Genomic DNA, 21,124 nt, shown 5'->3' on the forward strand with positions numbered 1-21,124 from the left:
GCGCGGTCCTGTGGATCCGCGCGGCCGCCCCGTCGTAGTGAAGATTCCGCAATCAGGGCCGGATCACACCCCGGCCGTGACCTCCGCGGACTCGCCGCTGCCACCGTCCTCGGCCTCGATGCGCTTGTTGCGGCGCACGGAGGACCAGAAGGACCAGGCGATCAGCACGACGCCGACGAGGCCGGTGATGACCTCGTTGATCTCGTGCTGGATGGTGACGAGCAGGATGACGGCGAGCGCGCCGATGGCGTAGTGCGCGCCGTGCTCCAGGTAGACGTAGTCGTCCAGGGTGCCCTGGCGGACCAGGTAGACCGTGAGCGAACGGACGTACATGGCACCGATGCCGAGGCCGAGGGCCATGAGCACGATGTCGTTGGTGATGGCGAAGGCGCCGATGACGCCGTCGAAGGAGAAGGACGCGTCGAGGACCTCGAGGTAGAGGAACATGAAGAACGCAGCCTTGCCGGCCATGGCGACGGCCGAGACCGGCTTGCCGCTCTTGCGCGCCTCTTCCTCGGCCTCGTGCTCGGCTTCTTCCTCCTCCTCCAGCTTGTTCTCGAAGTAGCCGGAGAGGCCGCCGACGACCATGTAGGTGATCAGGCCGAGAATGCCGGAGACCAGGACGGTCTGCGCCTTGTCCACCTCGACGCCGCCGTGCTGGTGGGCGTGGGTGGCGAAGGTCATCGAGGTGACGACCAGGACGATCAGCGCGATGCACGCGGACAGCATGTCGATCTTGCCGAGCTTGGCGAGCGGGCGCTCCAGCCAGGCGAGCCACTTGATGTCACGGTCCTCGAAGATGAAGTCGAGGAAGATCATCAGCAGGAACATTCCGCCAAAAGCAGCGATGGACGGGTGAGCGTCCGTGACCAGCTGCTCGTACATGTCCTTGTCGTTCATGGCCAGATCGACGGCGTCTATGGGCCCGATCTTGGCGCTGATCGCGACGATGACGACGGGGAAGAGCAGTCGCATGCCGAAGACCGCGATGAGCACACCGACCGTGAGGAAGATCTTCTGCCAGAAGGCATTCATCTTCTTCAGGATTCCGGCGTTGACCACCGCGTTGTCGAAGGACAGCGAGATCTCCAGGACGGACAGGATCGCGACGATCCCGAACGCGGTCCAGCCCCCGTAGATCACCGCTGCGGCCAAGCCGAGCGCAGTGACTGCGAACGACCAGCCGAAGGTTTTCAGAACCACTGGCACCCCATCGTCTTATACCGCTTTACGAAACGTTGACCCCGAAGTCTAGAGCGATGCCCCTGAGGCCCGACGCGTACCCCTGCCCCACTGCACGGAACTTCCACTCACCCCCGTACCGATAGACCTCGCCGAAGATCATCGCCGTCTCGCTGGAGGCGTCCTCGGACAGGTCGTAGCGGGCGAGTTCCTGGCCGTCCGCCTGGTTCACCACGCGGATGAAGGCGTTGCTGACCTGGCCGAAGCTCTGTCGGCGGGCGTCCGCCTCGTGGATCGAAACGGGGAAGACGATCTTGTCGACCCGGTCCGGCACCTTGGTGAGGTCGATGATGATCGACTCGTCGTCGCCTTCGCCCTCGCCGGTAAGGTTGTCGCCGGTGTGCTCGACGGAGCCCTCGGGGCTCTTGAGGTTGTTGTAGAAGACGAAGTACTCGTCCCCGAGCACCCGGCCGTCGCCGCACAGCAGCGCGCTGGCGTCGAGGTCGAAGTCGGCTCCCGTGGTCGAGCGCGCATCCCATCCGAGGCCGATCAGAACCCGGGTGAGGTTCGGTGCGGCCTTGGACAGGGAGACATTGCCCCCCTTGGCGAGTGTGACGCCCATGTTGTGGTCCTCCCCGGACGACGGTGTGGCGGTGCGGTGCTGAAGCCCGTCCGGCGCCGTACACACAGTGCACGGCGCCGGACGGGACACTGCTCTCGGGGTCAGACGTTGACGCCGAAGTCCTGCGCGATGCCGCGCAGGCCCGAGGCGTAACCCTGGCCGATGGCACGGAACTTCCACTCCGCGCCATTGCGGTACAGCTCGCCGAAGACCATGGCGGTCTCGGTCGAGGCGTCCTCGGAGAGGTCGTAGCGGGCGAGCTCGGTGTTGTCGGCCTGGTTCACGACGCGGATGTACGCGTTGCGGACCTGGCCGAAGCTCTGCTGGCGGCTCTCGGCCTCGTAGATCGAGACCGGGAAGACGATCTTCTGGACCTCGGTCGGGACGCCGGAGAGGTTGACCTTGATCGCCTCGTCGTCGCCCTCGCCCTCACCGGTGGTGTTGTCACCGGTGTGCTCGACCGAGCCGTCCGGGCTCTTCAGGTTGTTGAAGAACACGAAGTTCGAGTCGTTGGCGACCTTGCCCTGGTCGTTGGTCAGGATCGCGCTGGCGTCGAGGTCGAAGTCGACACCGGTGGTGGTGCGAGCGTCCCACCCCAGACCGACGATGACCGCCGTCAGGTTAGGCGCGGCCTTGGTCAGCGAGACGTTGCCGCCCTTGCTGAGGCTGACTCCCACGGGTCCTCCATAAGGTTGGTGTGGGGCGGTGCCCCGTCGTGCGGTTTATCCGGATCAACGTGTCGATCCTAGTGACGGGTTCCCACCCGTACCCGGATTTCTCAGAGGCTGTCGAGCGCCTTGATGTACTCGTTCAGGTCACGCGCGTCGGGCAGCCCGTTGACGACGGTCCACCGCACGATGCCGTCCTTGTCGATGATGAAGGTGCCGCGCACCGCGCAGCCCTTCTCCTCGTCGAAGACCCCGTACGCACGGGAGGTCTCCCCGTGCGGCCAGAAGTCCGACAGCAGCGGGTAGTCCAGCGCCTCCTGCTCGCCGAAGACCCGCAGGGTCGGCACCGAGTCGTTGGAGACCGCGAGGAGCTGTACGTCGTCGTTCTGGAACCGCGGCAGCTGGTCGCGCAGCTCGCACAGCTCGCCGGTGCACACGCCCGTGAAGGCGAAGGGGTAGAAGAGCAGCACGACGGCCTTCTCCCCCCTGAAGTCGGAGAGCCGCACGGTGGCGCCGTGGTTGTCCTTGAGCTCGAAGTCCGGGGCCTTGTTGCCGACCTCGATCGCCATGTGTCGCATCCCTTCGTTCCTGCATGTCCGCATGTCCGCGTTCCTGCGTGTCCGCATGTCCGCGCGCCCGCGTTGGGCCGTTCGGGTGGTGCCAGCCTATGGCCAACCGGTCCGGGCCCGCGGATCCGCAACGCACACACCCCGCCGACCGGGCCAAAACCTGGTCGACGGGGTGTGTGTCCGCTTGGCTGCGGGGCGCGGGTCAGCGCTTCTTGGCTGCAGTCTTGGGCGTCACCAGCTTGGTGGCGCCCCACTCCTTGCCGACGGGAAGACCCTTGGCCAACGAGAGGCCGGCGGTCTCTGCGGCTTCCTTGATGTCGCTGGCCTCGACGTAGCCGGGGCGGCCGGTCTTGGGAGTCAGCAGCAGGATCAGTGCGCCGTCCTCGATCAGCTCGGTGGCATCGACCAGAGCGTCCGCCAGATCGGCGTCGTCGTCCTCTCGGTACCACAGCAGTACGGCGTCGGCGACGTCGTCGTAGTCCTCGTCGACGAGCTCGCCGACGAGTTCCTCGACGACGTCACGGAAATCCTGATCGACGTCGTCGTCGTAGCCGATCTCCTGGACCACCTGTTCGGACTGGAAACCCAGCCGGGCGGCCAGGTTCTCCGCGTGGTCCGCGGTCGCGCTCACGGGGTGCCTCCTGCTCATGTTCGGTGAATGTCTTCGGCGGCGCGCGTACGCGCAGCATTGGAGGTAGTCCACACGGGCGCGGCGGATCGCGCAAGTACCCGGCCGCCGAGACCGTCGAAACGGTGACGATTGCGGCCGTCTCGCCGCAACTTTCAGCCCCTCGATGTGTACCGCGGGTGATTCATCCCACACCATTCCACCCCATTCGGCGTCGGGTCGGGACTTTCCTACCTGTTTGAGGGACGAACGGCCTTACGAAGTCACTGATCGTCATGGGCGTAAGGTTGCGGTTTGGCTGCTCTCGTCACCGGCTCCCCCCTGAATCGCTGCCGACTCCAGGGATTACCCAGTGGTAAAGATGACGATTTCGGTCGAGCGTAAGACCATGGGAGGCGGCGACCCAAGGTACGACTCCCCCGACAGCGAAGGAACAGCGTGGCTTCCGCATCCGATCGCAACCCGATCATCATTGGCGGCCTGCCGAGCCAGGTCCCGGACTTCGATCCGGAGGAGACGCGGGAGTGGCTCGACTCCCTGGACGCAGCCGTCGACGAGCGGGGCCGCGAGCGCGCCCGCTACTTGATGCTGCGGCTGATCGAGCGGGCCCGCGAAAAGCGCGTGGCCGTGCCCGAGATGCGCAGCACGGACTACGTCAACACCATCGCCACCAAGGACGAGCCCTTCTTCCCCGGCAACGAGGAGATCGAGCGCAAGGTCCTCAACGCCACCCGGTGGAACGCGGCCGTCATGGTCTCGCGCGCCCAGCGTCCCGGGATCGGCGTCGGCGGCCACATCGCCACGTTCGCCTCCTCCGCCTCCCTCTACGACGTGGGCTTCAACCACTTCTTCCGGGGCAAGGACGAGGGCGACGGCGGCGACCAGATCTTCTTCCAGGGCCACGCCTCGCCCGGCATCTACGCCCGCGCCTTCCTCCTGGACCGGCTCTCCGAGCAGCAGCTCGACGCGTTCCGCCAGGAGAAGTCGAAGGCTCCGTACGGCCTTTCCAGTTACCCGCACCCGCGTCTGATGCCGGACTTCTGGGAGTTCCCGACCGTCTCGATGGGCCTCGGCCCGCTCGGTGCGATCTACCAGGCGCGGATGAACCGGTACATGGAGGCGCGCGGGATCGCGGACACCTCCAAGTCCCACGTTTGGGCGTATCTCGGCGACGGCGAGATGGACGAGCCGGAGTCGCTCGGCCAGCTCTCCATCGCCGCCCGCGAGGGCCTGGACAACCTGACCTTCGTCGTCAACTGCAACCTCCAGCGCCTCGACGGCCCGGTGCGCGGCAACGGCAAGATCATCCAGGAGCTGGAGTCGATCTTCCGCGGGGCCGGCTGGAACGTCATCAAGCTGATCTGGGACCGCTCCTGGGACCCGCTGCTGGCCCAGGACCGCGACGGCATCCTGGTCAACAAGATGAACGCCACGCCTGACGGGCAGTTCCAGACGTACGCCACCGAGTCGGGCGCGTACATCCGTGAGCACTTCTTCGGCGGCGACCAGCGGCTGCGCTCGATGGTCGAGAACATGACCGACCAGCAGATCCAGCACCTGGGCCGCGGCGGCCACGACCACAAGAAGGTCTACGCGGCGTACGCGGCGGCCAAGGCCCACAAGGGCCAGCCGACGGTGATCCTGGCGCAGACGGTCAAGGGCTGGACGCTCGGCCCGAACTTCGAGGGCCGCAACGCCACGCACCAGATGAAGAAGCTGACGGTCGACGACCTCAAGCGCTTCCGCGACCGCCTGCACATCCCGATCACCGACGCGCAGCTGGAGGGCGGCGCCCCGCCGTACTACCACCCGGGCCGCAATTCGCCCGAGATCCAGTACATGCACGACCAGCGCAACGCCCACGGCGGCTACGTGCCGACCCGCGTGGTGCGCGCGCAGCCGCTGCAGCTGCCGGACGACAGTACGTACGCGGCCGCCAAGAAGGGCTCCGGCCAGCAGTCGATCGCCACCACGATGGCCTTCGTCCGCATCCTGAAGGACCTGATGCGGGACAAGGAGATCGGCAAGCGCTTCGTGCTGATCGCGCCCGACGAGTACCGCACCTTCGGCATGGACGCCTTCTTCCCGAGCGCCAAGATCTACAACCCGCTGGGCCAGCAGTACGAAGCGGTCGACCGCGACCTGCTCCTCGCGTACAAGGAGTCCCCGACGGGCCAGATGCTGCACGACGGCATCTCGGAGGCGGGCTGCACGGCCTCGCTGATCGCCGCCGGTTCGGCGTACGCGACGCACGGCGAGCCGCTGATCCCGGTCTACGTCTTCTACTCGATGTTCGGTTTCCAGCGCACGGGTGACCAGTTCTGGCAGATGGCCGACCAGTTGGCACGCGGTTTCGTCCTCGGCGCGACCGCCGGACGGACCACCCTGACGGGTGAAGGCCTCCAGCACGCCGACGGTCACTCCCAGCTGCTGGCGTCGACCAACCCGGGCTGTGTGGCGTACGACCCGGCCTACGGCTACGAGATCGCGCACATCGTCAAGGACGGTCTGCGGCGGATGTACGGGCCGGACGCCGAGGACGTCTTCTACTACCTGACGGTCTACAACGAGCCGATCCAGCACCCGGCCGAGCCGGCCGACGTGGACGTGGACGGCATCCTCAAGGGCATCCACCGGGTCTCGGCGGGTACGGCCGGGGCCATCGGCGCGCAGATCATGGCCTCCGGTGTGGCCGTGCCGTGGGCGCTGGAGGCACAGCGGATCCTGGCCGCGGAGTGGAACGTACGGGCGGACGTCTGGTCGGCGACCTCCTGGAACGAGCTGCGCCGCGAGGCCGTCGCGGTGGAGGAGCACAACCTGCTGCACCCGGAGGAGGAGCAGCGCGTCCCGTACGTGACGCGCAAGCTGTCGGGTGCCGAGGGTCCCTTCGTGGCGGTCTCCGACTGGATGCGTTCGGTCCCGGACCAGATCTCGCGGTGGGTGCCCGGCACGTACACCTCGCTGGGCGCGGACGGCTTCGGCTTCGCGGACACGCGTGGTGCGGCCCGGCGGTTCTTCCACATCGACGCGCAGTCGGTGGTCCTCGCGACGCTCACCGAGCTGGCCAGGGACGGCAAGGTCGACCGCTCGGTGCTGAAGCAGGCCATCGACCGGTACCAGCTGCTGGACGTCACGGCGGCCGACCCGGGCGCGGCCGGCGGCGACGCGTGACGCCTGCCGCAGGCTGAGACGTGACGGCGGCGGGCCGGGGCCTCGGGTCCCGGCCTGCCGCCGTCACGTGCTTTACCGGTTCCCTTTACGCGTTCCTTACGATGCTGCGCATGAAGGAACCCTCCCGGCAGACGCGGTGGGAGCGCCATACGCAGATCCCGCTGCTGGTGCTCGCCATCGGCTTCGCCGTCGCGTACGCCGTACCGATCGTGGCGCCCGACGCGGACCGGTGGGTGCACCGGGCCTGCACCCACGCGGAGTGGGTGGTGTGGGCCTCCTTCGCCGCGGACTATCTCGTACGGCTGACGCTGTCGCGCGCGCGGAAGGCCTTCGTGCGGACGCACTGGCTGGACCTGCTGGCGGTGCTGCTGCCGATGATCCAGCCGCTGCGGCTGCTGCGGCTGGTCGCGACCCTGCTGCTGGTGGGCCGGCGGGCCCGGATGGCGCCGCAGGTCCGGCTGACCACGTACGTGGCGGGCGCGGTGGTGGGGCTGCTGATGTTCGGCTCGCTGGCGGTGCTGAGCGTGGAGCGGGACGCCCCCGGGGGCAACATCCGCAATCTCGGGGACGCCCTGTGGTGGTCGGTGACCACCATGACCACGGTCGGGTACGGGGACCATTCCCCCACCACCGGGCTCGGCCGGCTGCTCGCGGTGGGACTGATGCTGTCGGGGATCGCGCTGCTGGGTGTGGTCACCGCCAACATCGCGGCCTGGTTCATCTCCCGCTTCGAGCGCGACGACCGGCTGGAGCGGGCCCAGACCGCCGCCATCGCCGAACTGGCCGAAGAGGTACGGGCGCTGCGCGCCGAGGTCGCGCGGCTGGCCGGCCAGGCGGCTGACCAGCCGGGCGCCCCGGCGCGGCGGGAGGCTACCGCTCCCACACCTTGAACGCCCGTACCTGGTACGGGGACTGTGGCAGCCAGACTCCGTCGCCCGGGTAGGTCTGGAACTCCCCGGTCTCGGCGCACACCTCCGACTGGTAGGTGGTGACCGGCCGTCCGGTGCGGTTGGCGAGGGACTGGGCGGTGGTGCCGGCGGGCAGCGCCGTGCAGCTGTTGATGTCGAGGGTGCTGAGCTCGTGGGTCCGGCGGGTTCCCTTGAACTCCGCCTTGGCCCACAAGCAGAGCTGCCCGGTCGCGCAGGCTCCCAGGGGCGGCGGCCCCGCGGCGTGGCCCGGGGCGTGGCCCGCCGCGTGCGCCGAGGCGTGGCCCGCCGCGTGGGCGGCCGTGGCCGTGGACGGGATGAGGGCGGTGGCGGCCAGGACGGTGGCGGCGAGAACCGTGGAACACGTACGCATGACGGGTCAACTCCTTGTGGACTCCGGCTCCCCGGACCTGTTCCGCGGAGCCACTGACCCCACGCTGACCTGCGGCGATGGGCGGGCGGAAGGGGCTGCGGGCGGGTCCACCCGGATAGGCGACAGCCCCGCCGGAACCATCCGGCGGGGCTGTCGTGCGTGCGGAGTTGACGGCTCCGCGGGGGTTGTCGGGGCGGCTCAGACGTGGGCCGCGCCCGCCCCCGCGGCGGCGTTCTCGCCGCGCTTGGTGAATCCGGCCACGATCGCGGCGAGTACGGCGACGATGCCCGCGACGGTGAAGGCGGTGCTCATGCCTGACACGAAAGTGTCGTGCGCGACGGCCGTGATGGCCTGCGCGGCCTGTTCGGGAGCGCCCGGCGGAACCGGGGCGATGCCGACCTGGACGCCCTTCTCCGCGAGGGCCAGCTGCTCCGGGGTGAGCGGGGGCAGCTGCGCCGCCGTCCAGTTGTCCCCGAACGCGCCGGTGACCTTGCTGGCCATGACCGCGCCGAGGACGGCGGTGCCGAGGCTGCCGCCGACCTGCATGGCGGCCTGCTGGAGGCCGCCGGCCACGCCGGACAGCTCCAGCGGGGCGTTGCCGACGATGACCTCGGTGGCGCCGACCATGACGGGCGCGAGGCCGAGGCCGAGCAGGGCGAACCAGAGCGACATGGTGAGGGTGCCGGTCTCCGGGCTGAGCCGGGCCATTCCGAAGCAGGCGGCGGCGGTGGCGGCCATGCCGGCGACCAGCGGGACGCGCGGGCCGATCTTGGTGATGGCGGCGCCGGCCAGCGGCGAGCCGACGATCATCATGCCGGTCAGCGGCAGCAGGTGCAGTCCGCTGTCGACCGGGCTCATGCCGTGGACGTTCTGCAGGTAGAAGGTGACGAAGAACAGGCCGCCCATGAAGGCGAAGGCCATCAGCACCATCAGCACGGTGCCCGCGGACAGCGGCAGCGAGCGGAACATGCCCAGCGGGATCAGCGGCTCGCTGACCCGGCTCTCCCAGAGGGCGAAGAGCACGAAGCACAGGACGGAGCCGCCGAGGAAGAGCAGCGTCCTGGTGTCGCCCCAGCCCCACTCGGAGGCCTTGATCAGTGCCCAGATCAGGGAGAACATCGCGCCCGACAGCAGCGCGATGCCGAGGACGTCGAAGGAGCGCGGGGCGTTCTCGGCGCGGTGGTCGAGCAGGATGAACAGGCCGAAGGCGAGCGCGATGACGCCGACGGGCACGTTGATGAAGAAGACCGACTGCCAGCTCACGTTCTCGACGAGCAGGCCGCCGACGATGGGCCCGGCGGCGGTGGAGGCGCCGATGACCATGCCCCAGATGCCGATGGCCATGTTGAGCTTCTCGGCGGGGAAGGTGGCGCGCAGCAGGCCGAGCGCGGCGGGCATGAGCAGCGCGCCGAAGAGGCCCTGTGCCACGCGGAAGCCGATGACGAGCTCGACTCCGTCGGAGAAGCCGATCACGGCCGAGGAGGCGGCGAAGCCGGCGATGCCGATGAGGAAGGTCTGGCGGTGGCCGAAGCGGTCGCCGAGCTTGCCGGCGGTGATGAGGGAGACCGCGAGGGCGAGGAGGTAGCCGTTGGTGATCCACTGCACGTCGGCCAGCGTGGCGCCGAGGTCCTTTTGGATCGCGGGGTTGGCGACGGCGACGATCGTGCCGTCCAGGGTGACCATCATGACGCCGATCGCGACGGCGAAGAGGGTCAACCAGGGGTGGCCGCGCAGCCCCGTGCGGGCTGGTGCCGAGCCGGGTTGCTTGGCGGGTACCTGATCGTCCTGGTCGTCGACGGTGATCTGACTAGTCATGCGAACAGGCTAGTGACAGCGACTGACAGTTCACAAACGGCTTAACGAGACAGCCGCTGTCAGGTCCGTCACAGGTACCCTGACCGCTCACTCAGCGTCAGAAAGGACCCCGCGGTGATGACCGACCAGCGGCCCGCGCCGGCCGCCCCGGCTTCCGCCCCGGCGACCGGACTGCGCGAACGCAAGAAGCAGCGCACCCGGGACGCGCTGCTGCGCGCCGCGCTCCTCCTCTTCATCGCGCAGGGGTACGAGGAGACCACCGTCGACGAGATCACCGACTCGGTGGACGTCTCCCAGCGCACCTTCTTCCGCTACTTCGCGAACAAGGAAGAGGTCGCCTTCGCCGTCCAGGAGCTGGTCGAGTCGCACTTCCTCGCCGCGCTCCGCGCCCGGCCGGCCCACGAGGGGCCCCTGGAGGCCATGCGCAACGCGGTGCTCCGCGCCTGGGACACCGTCGAGGACGCCATCTCCGAAGTGGTCCCGGTCGACCTCTACATGCGCAGCTACCAGCTCATCGAGTCCACCCCCGCCCTGCTCGCCGTGCACCTGCGCCGCTCCACCGAGATGGAGGAGCGGATCTCCCGGCTGATCGCCGCCCGTGAGGGCCTCGACGTGGACGCCGACCCGCGCCCGCGGGTGGCCGTCGCCGCGTTCTCGGGCGTGATGCGCGTCACCGGGCGGCTCTGGGGCCAGGGCCAGGACACCAGCGTCCTCGCGATCCGGCGCATGACCGAGGCCTACCTCGACCAGATCGGTCCTGCCCTGGCCGCGGACTGGCGGTAGCCGGCCCGCGGACCGGCAGCGGGCGGCCCCGTACGTACGGCCGCCCGCGTCCGTACCGATGCCCGCGCGGGCATCCGTACCGGATGTGGGGTCGCACGCTCGGCCGTGAGCCCCGTCACCCGGCGCGCCGGGGTGCGAGGCGGTCTCCTACGCTGGTGCCAGTGAACCTGCCCGGCCCCGTCCACCCCATCGCCGCCGTCGCCGCCGCGCGACCCACTGCCGTCCTGCGCACCCTGCTCGCGCTCGCGGTTGTCTTCATCATGCTCGCGACGACCGGCTGGACCGCGGTGCACCGGCCCGAAGCGGGCGTCTCCCCGCGGGCCGCGGCGCTCACCGTCTGGACCGGGGCCCGGTTCGAGGGGCGGTCGCTGCCGGCCGCCGACGCCCCCGCACGGACGGTCGCCCGCTTCTTCGCGGGCCTCGACGGCGCCCAGCGGGCCCGGCTGGCCGAAGGCCACCCGCTCGTCGTCGGCAACCTCGACGGGGCCCCCGTGGCCACCCGCTACCGGGCCAACCTGCTCGCCCTGCGCCGCGCCGCGCTCGCCGAGGAGGCGCGCGGCCACGATGTCGCGCTGACCCCCGCCGACCGGGCCACGGCCGTCCGCCGCGCGCACCGTTTCTCCTCCCTCGCCGAACCCGGCCGGCAGATCCTCGCCTTCGACCCGAGCGGCGGCGGCCTCGTGGCCGAGGTCTTCGGCGACGTCGACGAGGCCCGCCGGATATCGGTGATCGTGCCCGGGGTCGACACCGACGCCGTCACCTTCGAACGCACCCAGCGCCGGCTCACGGCCCCCGTCGGCATGGCGCAGTCCCTGTACGAGACCGAGCGCGCGGCCGACCCGGCCGGCAGGACCGCGGTGATCGCCTGGGCCGGCTACGCGGCGCCCACCGGGCTCGGCATGGACGCGGCCACGGGCCGGATGGCGGTGGACGGCGCCGTCCGGCTGAAGTCGCTGGCCGCCGCCCTGCCCGGCGACGCGAGCATCGCGCTGTTCTGCCACAGCTACGGCTCGGTGGTGTGCGGGGTCGCCGCGCACGAGCTGCCGCGCCGGGTGACGGACCTGGTCGTGGCGGGCAGCCCCGGCATGCGCGCGGAGAGCGTCGCCGAGCTGCACACCTCGGCCCGGGTGTGGGCCGCGCGGGACGAGGGCGACTGGATCGCGGACGTACCGCACTTGGAGGTCGGCGGGCTGGGCCACGGCGCGGATCCGGTGTCCCCGGGCTTCGGCGCGCGGCTGCTCTCCTCCGCCGGGGCCAGGAACCACACCGGCTATTTCGAGCCAGGCACCGCGTCCCTGGACAACTTCGCAAAAATCGGAACCGGCGCGTTCGGTTCCGTCATGTGCGCCACCGGCGACGGTGCTTGCCGCGCCGGAATTTCCGGTGCAGAGCGGGACTGACGCGTGTAGACACCCGGAAATCGGGCGCCGCAACGGGGGGACGCACGGAGGCGCGTCCCTTTACCATGGCCCGCATGGGTGACGTACTGGCCGGAAACCATGCCGTCTGGGAGTTCGACCTCACCTCGGACTCGGTGCTCATCCGCTTCACACGGGGGATGCGAACGCCGAGGACGCCGAGACTCTTTCACGCCCTCGGGGCGCGCCGGATCCCCCTCGAAGCATTGTCCGGGGTGAGCGTGAGCACGGGGAAACGCGACACGGTGCTGCTGCGCGCCGTCCCGCGGCCCGGTGCCGATCCGCTGATGGACGCCGCCGCCGGGCAGTTGAAGGAGTCCCGCGACCCGTACCGGCTGGTGCTGCCCGGCGACCGGGCCCCGCGCGCCGCCGCCTTCGCCGACGCCCTGCGCGCCCGGCTGGGCCCCGACGCGGCGGAGCCGGCCGGGTGCTTCCTGGTCGACGTGCCGCGGCCGCCGCTGCACCTGAAGGCGTACGACGCCCGGGTCTCCTTCGACGGGTCGGCCGTCACCTTCCAGTGGTCGCGCACCGGCGCGACGAGCACCAAGTGGAAGGCGGGCGACCAGCGTTATCCGCTGGCCGCCCTGACCGGCGTCGAGTGGTTCTCCCCGGACCGACCGGGCGGCCACCTGCGGCTGCTGCCGCGCGACAGCGCCCGCGACCCGCGCCCCGACCACGACCTGGCCTCGGCGACCTTCGGCGTCGGTGCCGGGGCCGTGCACGAGTCGCTGCCCTTCGCCGCGGCCGTCCTCGCCGCGCTGCGCGGGCGCACCCCGGTCGCCGCGGTCCCCCGGCCCCGGCCCGCCGACGACCGCCTGCGGCACCTGGGCGAACTGCACACCGCGGGCCTGCTGACCGACGCCGAGTACTCGGCCCTGCGCGACCGCTTCGCCGCCGAGGCGTAGGGCGCGGCCCGGCTACCCCTCGCGGGCGGCCGAGGTGGAGCTCATGTCCGGGTAGCGGTCCCCCGCGACCCGGTCCGCGATCGGCTCCAGCAGCGCCAGCTCCGCCTGCGACAGGGTGATCCGGGTCGCCGCCGTGTTCTCCGCGAGGCGTCCCGGCTTGCGGGTGCCCGGGATCGGGACCACGGTGAGCCCGTGCACCCGCGCCCGCTGCTGCACCCATGCCAGCGCGATCTGCGCCGGGCTCGCGCCGTGCGCCTCGGCGATCTCCCGCACCGGGGCCAGCAGCGCCGCGTTGGCCTTGGCGTTGTCCCCGGTGAACCGCGGCTGGTACTTGCGGAAGTCCCCCTCCGACAGGTCCTTGCCCGCGTCCGCGAAGGACCCCGTCAGGAAGCCGCGCCCGAGCGGCGAGTACGGAACGAAGGCCACGCCCAGCTCGGCCGCCGCGCCCACCGCGCTGCGCTCCACGTCCCGGCTGAAGAGCGACCACTCCGACTGGAGCGCGGCGATGGGATGCACCGCGTGTGCCTCGCGCAGCTCCGCGCCGGTGACCTCGCTCAGCCCCAGGTGGCGCACCTTCCCCTCCTGCACCAGTTCGGCCATCGCGCCCACCGACTCGGCGAACGGCACGGCCGGGTCCCGCCGGTGCATGTAGTACAGGTCGATCACATCGGTGCCGAGCCGCCGCAGGCTCGCCTCTACGGCCTGCCGGATGTACGCGCGGTCGTTGCGGATGCCCCGGAAGGCCGGGTCGTCGCTGCGCTCTATCGCGAACTTCGTGGCGAGGGTGATCTCGTCCCGGTGCGCGGCCACGAAGGGCGCGAGGAACTCCTCGTTCGCGCCCCGCCCGTAGATGTCCGCGGTGTCGAAGAGGGTGACCCCGGCGGCGAGCGCCGCGTCCAGGGTCTGACGGGCCGCCGCCTCGTCCGTGTCCCCGTAGAACTCGCTCATGCCCATGCAGCCCAGGCCCTGGACACCGACGAGCGGTCCGCCCTTGCCGAGCTCGACCTGCCCGATCCCGCTGTTCCGCTCGGTCATTGCTGTGCCTTCCCGGCAGTCGTGTTCGCAGTCGTCTTCATCGAATACATACCGATCTTGAAATCCAGTACCGCGAGCGCGTCGGTCAGCTCCGCGATCCGCGTCCGCACCTCGCGCCGTGTCTGCTCCAGCAGTTCGCGCCGCTGGTCGACGGTGTGCCCGCCCTCGCGCAGGAGTTCGGCGTAGCGGACCATGTCGGCCACCGACATGCCGGTGGCGCGCAACTTGCCGACGAACGCCAGCCAGTCGAGGTCCTTGTCGCTGAACCGCCGCTGTCCCGAATGGGAGCGGTCCACGTGCGGCATCAGGCCGATCCGTTCGTACCAGCGCAGGGTGTGCTGGGTCAGACCGGTCCGGGCCTCGACCTCGCTGATCGTGTACCGCGTCTCCGTCAGGCTCATGGCCTCAACGCTAAAACCTTGGAGTGCACTCCAAGCAAGTAGGCTCGGTGGCATGGAGAGCCCGGAGAGCCTGCAGAGCCTGCGCATCATCGAGAACTGGCCCGTACCGACCGCCGCCGCGGCGGTCGTGCGCGCCGACGGGAGCCGGGCCGGGTCCCACGGCCCCGTGGACCACCGCTTCCCGCTCGCCTCGGTCACCAAGCCGCTCGCCGCGTACGCCGCCCTCGTCGCGTACGAGGAGGGGGCGATCGAGCTGGACGAACCGGCCGGACCCGAGGGTTCCACGGTCCGCCACCTGCTCGCCCACACCAGCGGTCTGGCCTTCGACGAGCACCGCGTGACGGCCCCGCCCGGGGAGCGCCGCCTGTACTCGAACGCCGGCTTCGAGGTGCTCGGCGACCACATCGCCAAGGCCACCGGCATCCCGTTCGCGGAATACCTCCACCAGGCGGTCTTCGAGCCGCTCGGCATGACCTCCTCCGTCCTGGAGGGCTCGCCCGCCAGGGACGGCGTCTCCACCGTCTCGGACCTCGTGCGCTTCGCCGCCGAACTCCAGGCGCCGCGGCTGCTGGACGTGCGCACGGTCGCGGAGGCCACCTCCGTGGTCCACCCGGGCCTCAAGGGCGTCCTGCCGGGCTACGGGCACCAGTCCCCCAACGACTGGGGGCTGGGCATGGAGATCCGCGACGGCAAGTCCCCGCACTGGACGGGTGCCGGGTCCTCGCCGCGCACCTTCGGGCACTTCGGGCAGTCCGGAACCTTCCTGTGGGTGGACCCGGACGCGCGCGTCGCCTGCGTGGCGCTGACGGACCGCGCTTTCGGCCCGTGGGCCGTGGAGGCCTGGCCGCCGTTCACCGACGCCGTCCTCGCCGAGCTCGCGGGCCGCTGAGCGGTCCCCGAGACCGCTTAGGGCGCTGCTCGGGATCCTCTAGGGAAGTTCCCAGATCAGCAGTTCCCCCGGTGACCCGGCGACGAGCTCCAGGTCCTTCTCGCCGGTGATCCTCGCCGAGTCCCCGGGGCCGAGCTCCTCGCCGTCCAGGCGCAGGTCCCCCCGTACGACGTGTACGTACACGCGCGGCGCCGCCGGTACGGCGACCCGTTCGCCCGCACCCGGGCGCCGGACGTGCATCACGACCCCGGCCGCGGGCACCGCGTACGGCGTGCTGTCGGCGATGCCCTTGACCAGCGCGTACGAGGGCGCCAGGGAGTCCGGGGCGGTCAGCGGCGCGAGCCACGTCTGTACGAAGCGCAGTGGCACGGGACCGTCGTTGCGCTCCACGTGCCGCGCCCCGGATCCGGCGCCGAAGTGCTGTACGTCGCCCGGCCGGACCAGGCTGACGGCGCCGGTGCTGTCGCGGTGGGTGAGCTCGCCCTCGACCACCCAGGTCACGATCTCGGTGTGGCTGTGCGGGTGCTCGTCGAAGCCGGCGCCCGCGGCGAGGCGCTCTTCGTTGCAGGCCAGGAGGGGCCCGAAGCGCAGGTTGTCCGGGTCGTAGTGCTCGCCGAAGGAGAAGGCGTGCCGGGTGGCGATCCCGGCGGCCCGGTCCCCGCCCGCGTACCGGTCGGCGCCGCGACGTACATCAATCATGTGGGCCACCGTAGCCCCCGGCACGGGCCGCGGCGCGGGACCGGACTCCGCGCAGCCTTCCCGATAAGGCAGTCTTGTCCCGTGCCCCAACCCGAACGTGAGCATTCCCCCGCGACCCACCCCGCGACCCACCCCGCGCATCCCGCTCCCGCCCATCCGCACTCCGCGACGCTGCGACGGCTGGAGAAGTCCTCCGGCCGGCTCGCGGCGAACGCCATCGCGCGCATGGACGAGACCCTGCCGTGGTACCGGGCGATGCCCCCGGAGAACCGGTCCTGGATCGGTCTGGTCGCGCAGGCCGGCATCGCCGCGTTCACGGAGTGGTTCCGGCACCCGGAGACCCCGCAGGCGATCTCCACCGACGTCTTCGGGACCGCTCCGCGGGAGCTGACCCGGGCGATCACCCTGCGCCAGACCGTCGAGATGGTCCGCACCACGATCGAGGTCATGGAGACCGCGATCGACGAGGTCGCGGCCCCCGGTGACGAGTCGATCCTGCGCGAGGCCCTGCTCGTGTACGCCCGGGAGATCGCCTTCGCGACGGCCCAGGTGTACGCGCAGGCCGCCGAGGCGCGCGGGGCCTGGGACGCCCGCCTGGAGTCGCTCGTCGTCAACGCGGTGCTGTCCGGGGAGGCCGACGAGGGCGCGCTCTCACGGGCGGCGGCGCTCGGCTGGAACTCGCCGGAGCACGTGTGCGTGGTGCTCGGCACGGCCCCCGAGGGGGACAGCGAGCTGACGGTCGAGGCGATCCGGCGCGCGGCCCGCCACCACAAGCTGCAGGTCCTGACGGGCGTGCTCGGGGACCGCCTCGTCGTCATCGCGGGCGGCAGCGACAACCCGATCCAGGTGGCCAAGTCCCTGATCGGGCCGTTCGCGGCGGGTCCGGTGGTGGCCGGCCCGGTGGTCCCGGACCTGCTCAACGCCACCAAGTCCGCGCAGGCCGCGGCGGCGGGGCTGAAGGCCTGCACGGCCTGGCAGGACGCCCCGCGGCCGGTGCTGGCGGACGATCTCCTGCCGGAGCGCGCCATCGCCTCGGACCCTTCGGCACGCGAGCAACTGGTGGAGGAGATCTACAGACCGCTTGAAGAAGCGGGCTCAGCTTTGCTTGAGACGCTGAGCGTCTACCTGGAGCAGGCGAGCAGCCTCGAAGGCGCAGCTCGCATGCTGTTTGTGCACCCCAATACCGTGCGCTACCGGCTGCGACGTGTGACGGACGTCACCGGCTGGTCACCCTCCGATGTCCGCTCAGCGTTCACTCTGCGGATCGCCCTGATCCTCGGGCGTCTGGCCGACGGCGATCCTCAGTCCTAGACTTTTGTCGGACATCAACAATTACCCCGAAGGTTCTTCGTCCCTGTCCCCACGGGCGGCGCGGACCGAACACAAGAGAGAGTGTGAGGGTGCTCGTACTCGTCGCTCCCGGCCAAGGCGCACAGACGCCCGGCTTCCTGACTCCCTGGCTCGAACTGCCCGGCGCCGCTGACCGCGTCGCCGGCTGGTCGGACGCCATCGGGCTCGACCTTGCCCACTACGGCACGAAGGCCGACGCGGACGAGATCCGCGACACGGCCGTGGCACAGCCCCTGCTGGTCGCCGCCGGTCTGCTGTCCGCCGCCGAGCTGGGGGCCCCCGCGGCCTTCGGCGCCGTGGCGGGCCACAGCGTCGGCGAGATCACCGCCGCCGCCTACGCCGGCGTGCTGTCCGACGCCGACGCGCTGTCCTTCGTACGGACCCGCGGGCTCGGCATGGCCGAGGCCGCCGCGGTCACGGCGACGGGCATGGCGGCCGTCCTCGGCGGCGACCCGGACGTGGTCGTCGCGCACCTGGAGAAGCTGGGGCTGACCCCGGCCAACATCAACGGCGCGGGCCAGATCGTCGCGGCCGGCACCGTGGAGCAGATCGCCGCCCTGGAGGCCGAGAAGCCCGAGGGTGCCATGAAGGTCGTCGCCCTCAAGGTCGCGGGCGCCTTCCACACGCTCCACATGGCTCCGGCCGTGGCCAGGCTGGAGGAGGCCGCCTCGGCCCTCAGCCCGGCCGACCCGGCGCTGAAGTACGTTTCGAACAAGGACGGTCAGGTCGTGACCACGGGCGCCGATGTCGTCGCCCGACTGGTTGGCCAGGTCGCCAATCCGGTCCGCTGGGACCTGTGCATGGAGACGTTCGCCGCACTGGGCGTCACCGGGATCATCGAGCTGTCTCCCGGTGGCACTCTGACGGGTCTGGCCAAGCGCGCGCTGAAGGGCGTACCGAGCGTGGCCCTCAAGACCCCGGACGATCTCGAAAAGGCCGCGGCGCTCGTCGCCGAGCACGCGGCCTGAGAGAAGGAGCCCACACAGCATGTCGAAGATCAAGCCTGCCAAGGGCTCCCCGTACGCCCGCATCCTCGGCGTCGGCGGCTACCGCCCGACCCGCGTGGTGCCCAACGAGGTCATCCTCGAGACGATCGACTCGTCCGACGAGTGGATCCGCTCGCGCTCCGGCATCGCGACCCGGCACTGGGCCTCGCCCCAGGAGACCGTCGCCGCGATGTCGGTGGAGGCCTCGGGCAAGGCTCTGGCCGATGCCGGTGTGTCTCCGGAGCGGATCGGCGCCGTGATCGTCTCGACGGTGTCCCACTTCAAGCAGACTCCGGCCGTCGCGACGGAGATCGCGCACCGGATCGGCGCGGGCAAGCCCGCCGCCTTCGACATCTCCGCGGGCTGCGCCGGCTTCGGCTACGGCCTGACGCTGGCCAAGGGCCTGGTCGTGGAGGGTTCGGCGGAGTACGTCCTCGTCATCGGCGTGGAGCGGCTCTCGGACCTGACCGACCTGGAGGACCGGGCGACGGCCTTCCTGTTCGGCGACGGCGCGGGCGCCGTGGTCGTCGGCCCCTCGGACGAGCCGGCCATCGGCCCCACGGTGTGGGGTTCGGAGGGCGACAAGTCCGAGACCATCAAGCAGACCGTGCCGTGGGACGAGTACCGCCGCACGGACGGCGCGGAGAAGTTCCCGGCCATCACGCAGGAGGGTCAGGCGGTCTTCCGCTGGGCCGTCTTCGAGATGGCCAAGGTGGCCCAGCAGGCGCTCGACGCCGCCGGGATCACCGCCGACGACCTGGACGTCTTCATTCCGCACCAGGCAAACATGCGGATCATCGACTCGATGGTGAAGACTCTGAAGCTGCCGGAACACGTCACGGTCGCCCGTGACGTGGAGACCACCGGCAACACCTCGGCCGCCTCGATCCCGCTCGCTATGGAGCGGCTCCTGGCGACCGGAGCGGCGAAGAGCGGCGATACCGCGCTCGTCATCGGCTTCGGGGCGGGACTCGTCTACGCCGCGACGGTCGTTACCCTCCCCTAGGGTCCGGGAGCACTTTCCCGGCCCCTGTTCCACCCCAGTACCTAAAGAAGGAGCGCCACATGGCCGCCACGCAGGAAGAGATCGTCGAAGGTCTCGCGGAGATCGTCAACGAGATCGCGGGCATCCCGGTCGAGGACGTCCAGATCGAGAAGTCCTTCACCGACGACCTGGACGTCGACTCGCTGTCCATGGTCGAGGTCGTCGTCGCCGCCGAAGAGCGCTTCGACGTCAAGATCCCGGACGAGGACGTCAAGAACCTCAAGACGGTCGGCGACGCCGCGAGCTACATCCTGAAGCACCAGGCCTGAGCCTGACGAGCGTTTGTCGCCACCTGGCGGTGGCGCCGTGACAATTCAGCACCCCCTGAGACGTGGAGAAAGAATTCCTGTGAGCCCGACCAATCGCACCGTGGTCGTCACCGGTATCGGCGCAACCACTCCGCTGGGTGGCGACAGCGCTTCGACCTGGGAAGGTCTGCTTGCCGGCCGTTCCGGCGTAAAGCCCCTCGAGGGTGAGCGCTTCGCCGAACTCCCGGTTCGTATTGCCGCTCCGGTCGCCGTGGACCCCAGTGAGGTCCTGCCCCGGCCGCTGGCGCGCAAGCTGGACCGCTCGGCCCAGTTCGCCATCATCGCGGCCCGTGAGGCATGGGCCGATGCCGGCTACACCGCCCCGGCGGGCGAGGACGCGGCCATCGCGCCCGAGCGCCTGGGCACCGTCATCGCCTCCGGCATCGGCGGCGTGACGACCCTGCTGGACCAGTACGACGTACTGAAGGAAAAGGGCGTGCGCCGGGTCTCCCCGCACACCGTCCCCATGCTCATGCCGAACGGCCCGTCCGCCAACGTCGGCCTGGAGGTCAACGCCCGCGCGGGCGTCCACACTCCGGTCAGCGCCTGTGCGTCCGGCGCCGAGGCCATCGGCTACGCCGTCGAGATGATCCGCAGCGGCCGCGCCGATGTGGTCGTCGCGGGCGGCACCGAGGCGGCGATCCACCCGCTGCCGATCGCCGCGTTCGCCAACATGATGGCGATGTCCAAGAACAACGAGAACCCCGAGCAGGCCTCCCGCCCCTACGACAAGGCCCGCGACGGCTTCGTCCTCGGCGAGGGCGCCGGCGTCGTGGTCCTGGAGTCCGCCGAGCACGCCGCCGCGCGTGGCGCCCGGGTCTACTGCGAGGTGCTGGGCCAGGGTCTGTCCGCGGACAGCCACCACATCGCGCAGCCGGAGCCGACCGGCCGCGGTGTCGCGGCCGCGGTGCAGAACCTGCTCGACAACACCGGCCTGGACACCTCCGAGCTGGTCCACCTCAACGCACACGCCACGTCCACCCCGCAGGGCGACACGGCCGAGCTGAAGGCCCTGCGCAAGGTGCTGGGCGACGACCTCGACCACATCGCGATCTCGGCGACCAAGTCGATGACCGGCCACCTGCTGGGCGGCGCGGGCGGCATCGAGACCGTCGCCACCGTGCTGGCGCTGTACCACCGGATGGCCCCGCCGACGATCAACATCGACGAGCTCGACGACGACATCGACGCGGACATCGTGCGCGGCGAGCCGCGCAAGCTGCCGGCCGACGGTCCGATCTCCGCGATCAACAACTCGTTCGGCTTCGGCGGCCACAACGTCACGCTCGCCTTCCGCACCGTGTGATGCTCTGACCGTACGTACGAGGGCCCCCGCCCGGCAGCTGCCGGG

General features: G+C 70.5%; 21 protein-coding genes. 11 read left to right on the forward strand and 10 right to left on the reverse strand.

Features of this window, described 5'->3' with window-relative positions; genetic code table 11:
- Positions 1-63: 63 nt before the first annotated feature.
- From ACFWB8_RS32660 to ACFWB8_RS32680, 5 genes are all read right to left on the reverse strand, one after another.
- Positions 64-1,203: a DUF475 domain-containing protein gene (locus tag ACFWB8_RS32660; RefSeq protein WP_385235407.1), complete on the reverse strand. Its 1,140-nt coding sequence runs from the start codon at positions 1,201-1,203 to the stop codon at positions 64-66.
- 25 nt (positions 1,204-1,228) lie between these two features.
- A complete protein-coding gene (locus ACFWB8_RS32665; RefSeq protein ID WP_385235410.1) occupies positions 1,229-1,804 on the reverse strand; it encodes a TerD family protein in 576 nt (191 codons plus the stop codon).
- A gap of 101 nt (positions 1,805-1,905) precedes the next feature.
- Positions 1,906-2,481, reverse strand: a complete 576-nt coding sequence (locus ACFWB8_RS32670; protein WP_385235412.1) for a TerD family protein — start codon at positions 2,479-2,481, stop codon at positions 1,906-1,908.
- Positions 2,482-2,582: 101 nt separating this feature from the next.
- Positions 2,583-3,041, reverse strand: a complete 459-nt coding sequence (locus ACFWB8_RS32675; RefSeq protein WP_385235454.1) for a peroxiredoxin — start codon at positions 3,039-3,041, stop codon at positions 2,583-2,585.
- Positions 3,042-3,243: 202 nt separating this feature from the next.
- Positions 3,244-3,672, reverse strand: a complete 429-nt coding sequence (locus ACFWB8_RS32680; RefSeq protein ID WP_385235415.1) for a DUF3052 family protein — start codon at positions 3,670-3,672, stop codon at positions 3,244-3,246.
- A 435-nt stretch (positions 3,673-4,107) separates the two neighbouring features.
- On the opposite strand from ACFWB8_RS32680, the gene aceE reads away from it, so the two are divergent.
- Both aceE and ACFWB8_RS32690 read left to right on the forward strand, forming a co-directional pair.
- A complete protein-coding gene (gene aceE / locus ACFWB8_RS32685) occupies positions 4,108-6,840 on the forward strand; it encodes a pyruvate dehydrogenase (acetyl-transferring), homodimeric type (protein ID WP_385235418.1) in 2,733 nt (910 codons plus the stop codon).
- Positions 6,841-6,950: 110 nt separating this feature from the next.
- Positions 6,951-7,730, forward strand: a complete 780-nt coding sequence (locus ACFWB8_RS32690) for a potassium channel family protein (protein WP_385235420.1) — start codon at positions 6,951-6,953, stop codon at positions 7,728-7,730.
- Here ACFWB8_RS32690 and ACFWB8_RS32695 read toward each other — a convergent pair.
- Positions 7,711-8,139 (reverse strand): peptidase inhibitor family I36 protein, encoded by a 429-nt coding sequence (locus ACFWB8_RS32695; protein ID WP_385235423.1) that lies wholly within the window; start codon positions 8,137-8,139, stop codon positions 7,711-7,713. The genes ACFWB8_RS32690 and ACFWB8_RS32695 overlap by 20 nt on opposite strands.
- 198 nt (positions 8,140-8,337) lie before the next feature.
- Positions 8,338-9,954 (reverse strand): MFS transporter, encoded by a 1,617-nt coding sequence (locus ACFWB8_RS32700; protein WP_385235426.1) that lies wholly within the window; start codon positions 9,952-9,954, stop codon positions 8,338-8,340.
- A 117-nt stretch (positions 9,955-10,071) separates the two neighbouring features.
- On the opposite strand from ACFWB8_RS32700, the gene ACFWB8_RS32705 reads away from it, so the two are divergent.
- The 3 genes from ACFWB8_RS32705 to ACFWB8_RS32715 all read left to right on the forward strand — a co-directional run bounded on the left by ACFWB8_RS32705 (position 10,072) and on the right by ACFWB8_RS32715 (position 13,060).
- The gene (locus ACFWB8_RS32705; RefSeq protein WP_385235429.1) at positions 10,072-10,737 is read left to right on the forward strand and encodes a TetR/AcrR family transcriptional regulator; all 666 of its coding nucleotides are present in this window, start codon (positions 10,072-10,074) and stop codon (positions 10,735-10,737) included.
- A gap of 260 nt (positions 10,738-10,997) precedes the next feature.
- A complete protein-coding gene (locus tag ACFWB8_RS32710; protein WP_385235457.1) occupies positions 10,998-12,137 on the forward strand; it encodes an alpha/beta hydrolase in 1,140 nt (379 codons plus the stop codon).
- Between the two features lie 74 nt (positions 12,138-12,211).
- Complete coding sequence (locus ACFWB8_RS32715) at positions 12,212-13,060, forward strand: DUF4429 domain-containing protein (RefSeq protein ID WP_385235432.1); 849 nt, start codon at positions 12,212-12,214, stop codon at positions 13,058-13,060.
- A 12-nt stretch (positions 13,061-13,072) separates the two neighbouring features.
- On the opposite strand, the gene ACFWB8_RS32720 is transcribed toward ACFWB8_RS32715, so the two are convergent.
- Entirely contained in the window at positions 13,073-14,095 is a 1,023-nt protein-coding gene (locus tag ACFWB8_RS32720; protein WP_385235435.1) for an aldo/keto reductase, read from the reverse strand.
- Positions 14,092-14,496, reverse strand: coding sequence for a MerR family transcriptional regulator (locus ACFWB8_RS32725; RefSeq protein WP_385235437.1), 405 nt, complete (start codon positions 14,494-14,496; stop codon positions 14,092-14,094). Before ACFWB8_RS32725 ends, ACFWB8_RS32720 begins: the two co-directional genes overlap by 4 nt.
- Before the next feature lie 70 nt (positions 14,497-14,566).
- Here ACFWB8_RS32725 and ACFWB8_RS32730 point away from each other — a divergent pair, with 70 nt between their 5' ends.
- Positions 14,567-15,385, forward strand: coding sequence for a serine hydrolase domain-containing protein (locus ACFWB8_RS32730; protein ID WP_385235460.1), 819 nt, complete (start codon positions 14,567-14,569; stop codon positions 15,383-15,385).
- A 39-nt stretch (positions 15,386-15,424) separates the two neighbouring features.
- Here the strand turns inward: ACFWB8_RS32730 and ACFWB8_RS32735 are convergent, their stop codons facing one another.
- Entirely contained in the window at positions 15,425-16,084 is a 660-nt protein-coding gene (locus ACFWB8_RS32735) for a pirin family protein (RefSeq protein WP_385235439.1), read from the reverse strand.
- A gap of 81 nt (positions 16,085-16,165) precedes the next feature.
- Here ACFWB8_RS32735 and ACFWB8_RS32740 point away from each other — a divergent pair, with 81 nt between their 5' ends.
- The 5 genes from ACFWB8_RS32740 to fabF all read left to right on the forward strand — a co-directional run bounded on the left by ACFWB8_RS32740 (position 16,166) and on the right by fabF (position 21,079).
- On the forward strand, positions 16,166-17,395 hold the full coding sequence (locus tag ACFWB8_RS32740; protein ID WP_385235441.1) for a PucR family transcriptional regulator: 1,230 nt from the start codon (positions 16,166-16,168) through the stop codon (positions 17,393-17,395).
- Between the two features lie 89 nt (positions 17,396-17,484).
- Entirely contained in the window at positions 17,485-18,402 is a 918-nt protein-coding gene (locus tag ACFWB8_RS32745; RefSeq protein ID WP_385235443.1) for an ACP S-malonyltransferase, read from the forward strand.
- A gap of 19 nt (positions 18,403-18,421) precedes the next feature.
- Positions 18,422-19,426, forward strand: coding sequence for a ketoacyl-ACP synthase III (locus ACFWB8_RS32750; RefSeq protein WP_385235446.1), 1,005 nt, complete (start codon positions 18,422-18,424; stop codon positions 19,424-19,426).
- A 59-nt stretch (positions 19,427-19,485) separates the two neighbouring features.
- Positions 19,486-19,734, forward strand: a complete 249-nt coding sequence (locus ACFWB8_RS32755) for an acyl carrier protein (protein ID WP_385235448.1) — start codon at positions 19,486-19,488, stop codon at positions 19,732-19,734.
- 79 nt (positions 19,735-19,813) lie between these two features.
- Entirely contained in the window at positions 19,814-21,079 is a 1,266-nt protein-coding gene (fabF, locus tag ACFWB8_RS32760) for a beta-ketoacyl-ACP synthase II (RefSeq protein WP_385235451.1), read from the forward strand.
- Positions 21,080-21,124: the final 45 nt, after the last annotated feature.

This window comes from Streptomyces sp. NPDC060031 (genome assembly GCF_042736805.1).
Classification (GTDB): Bacteria; Actinomycetota; Actinomycetes; order Streptomycetales; family Streptomycetaceae; genus Streptomyces.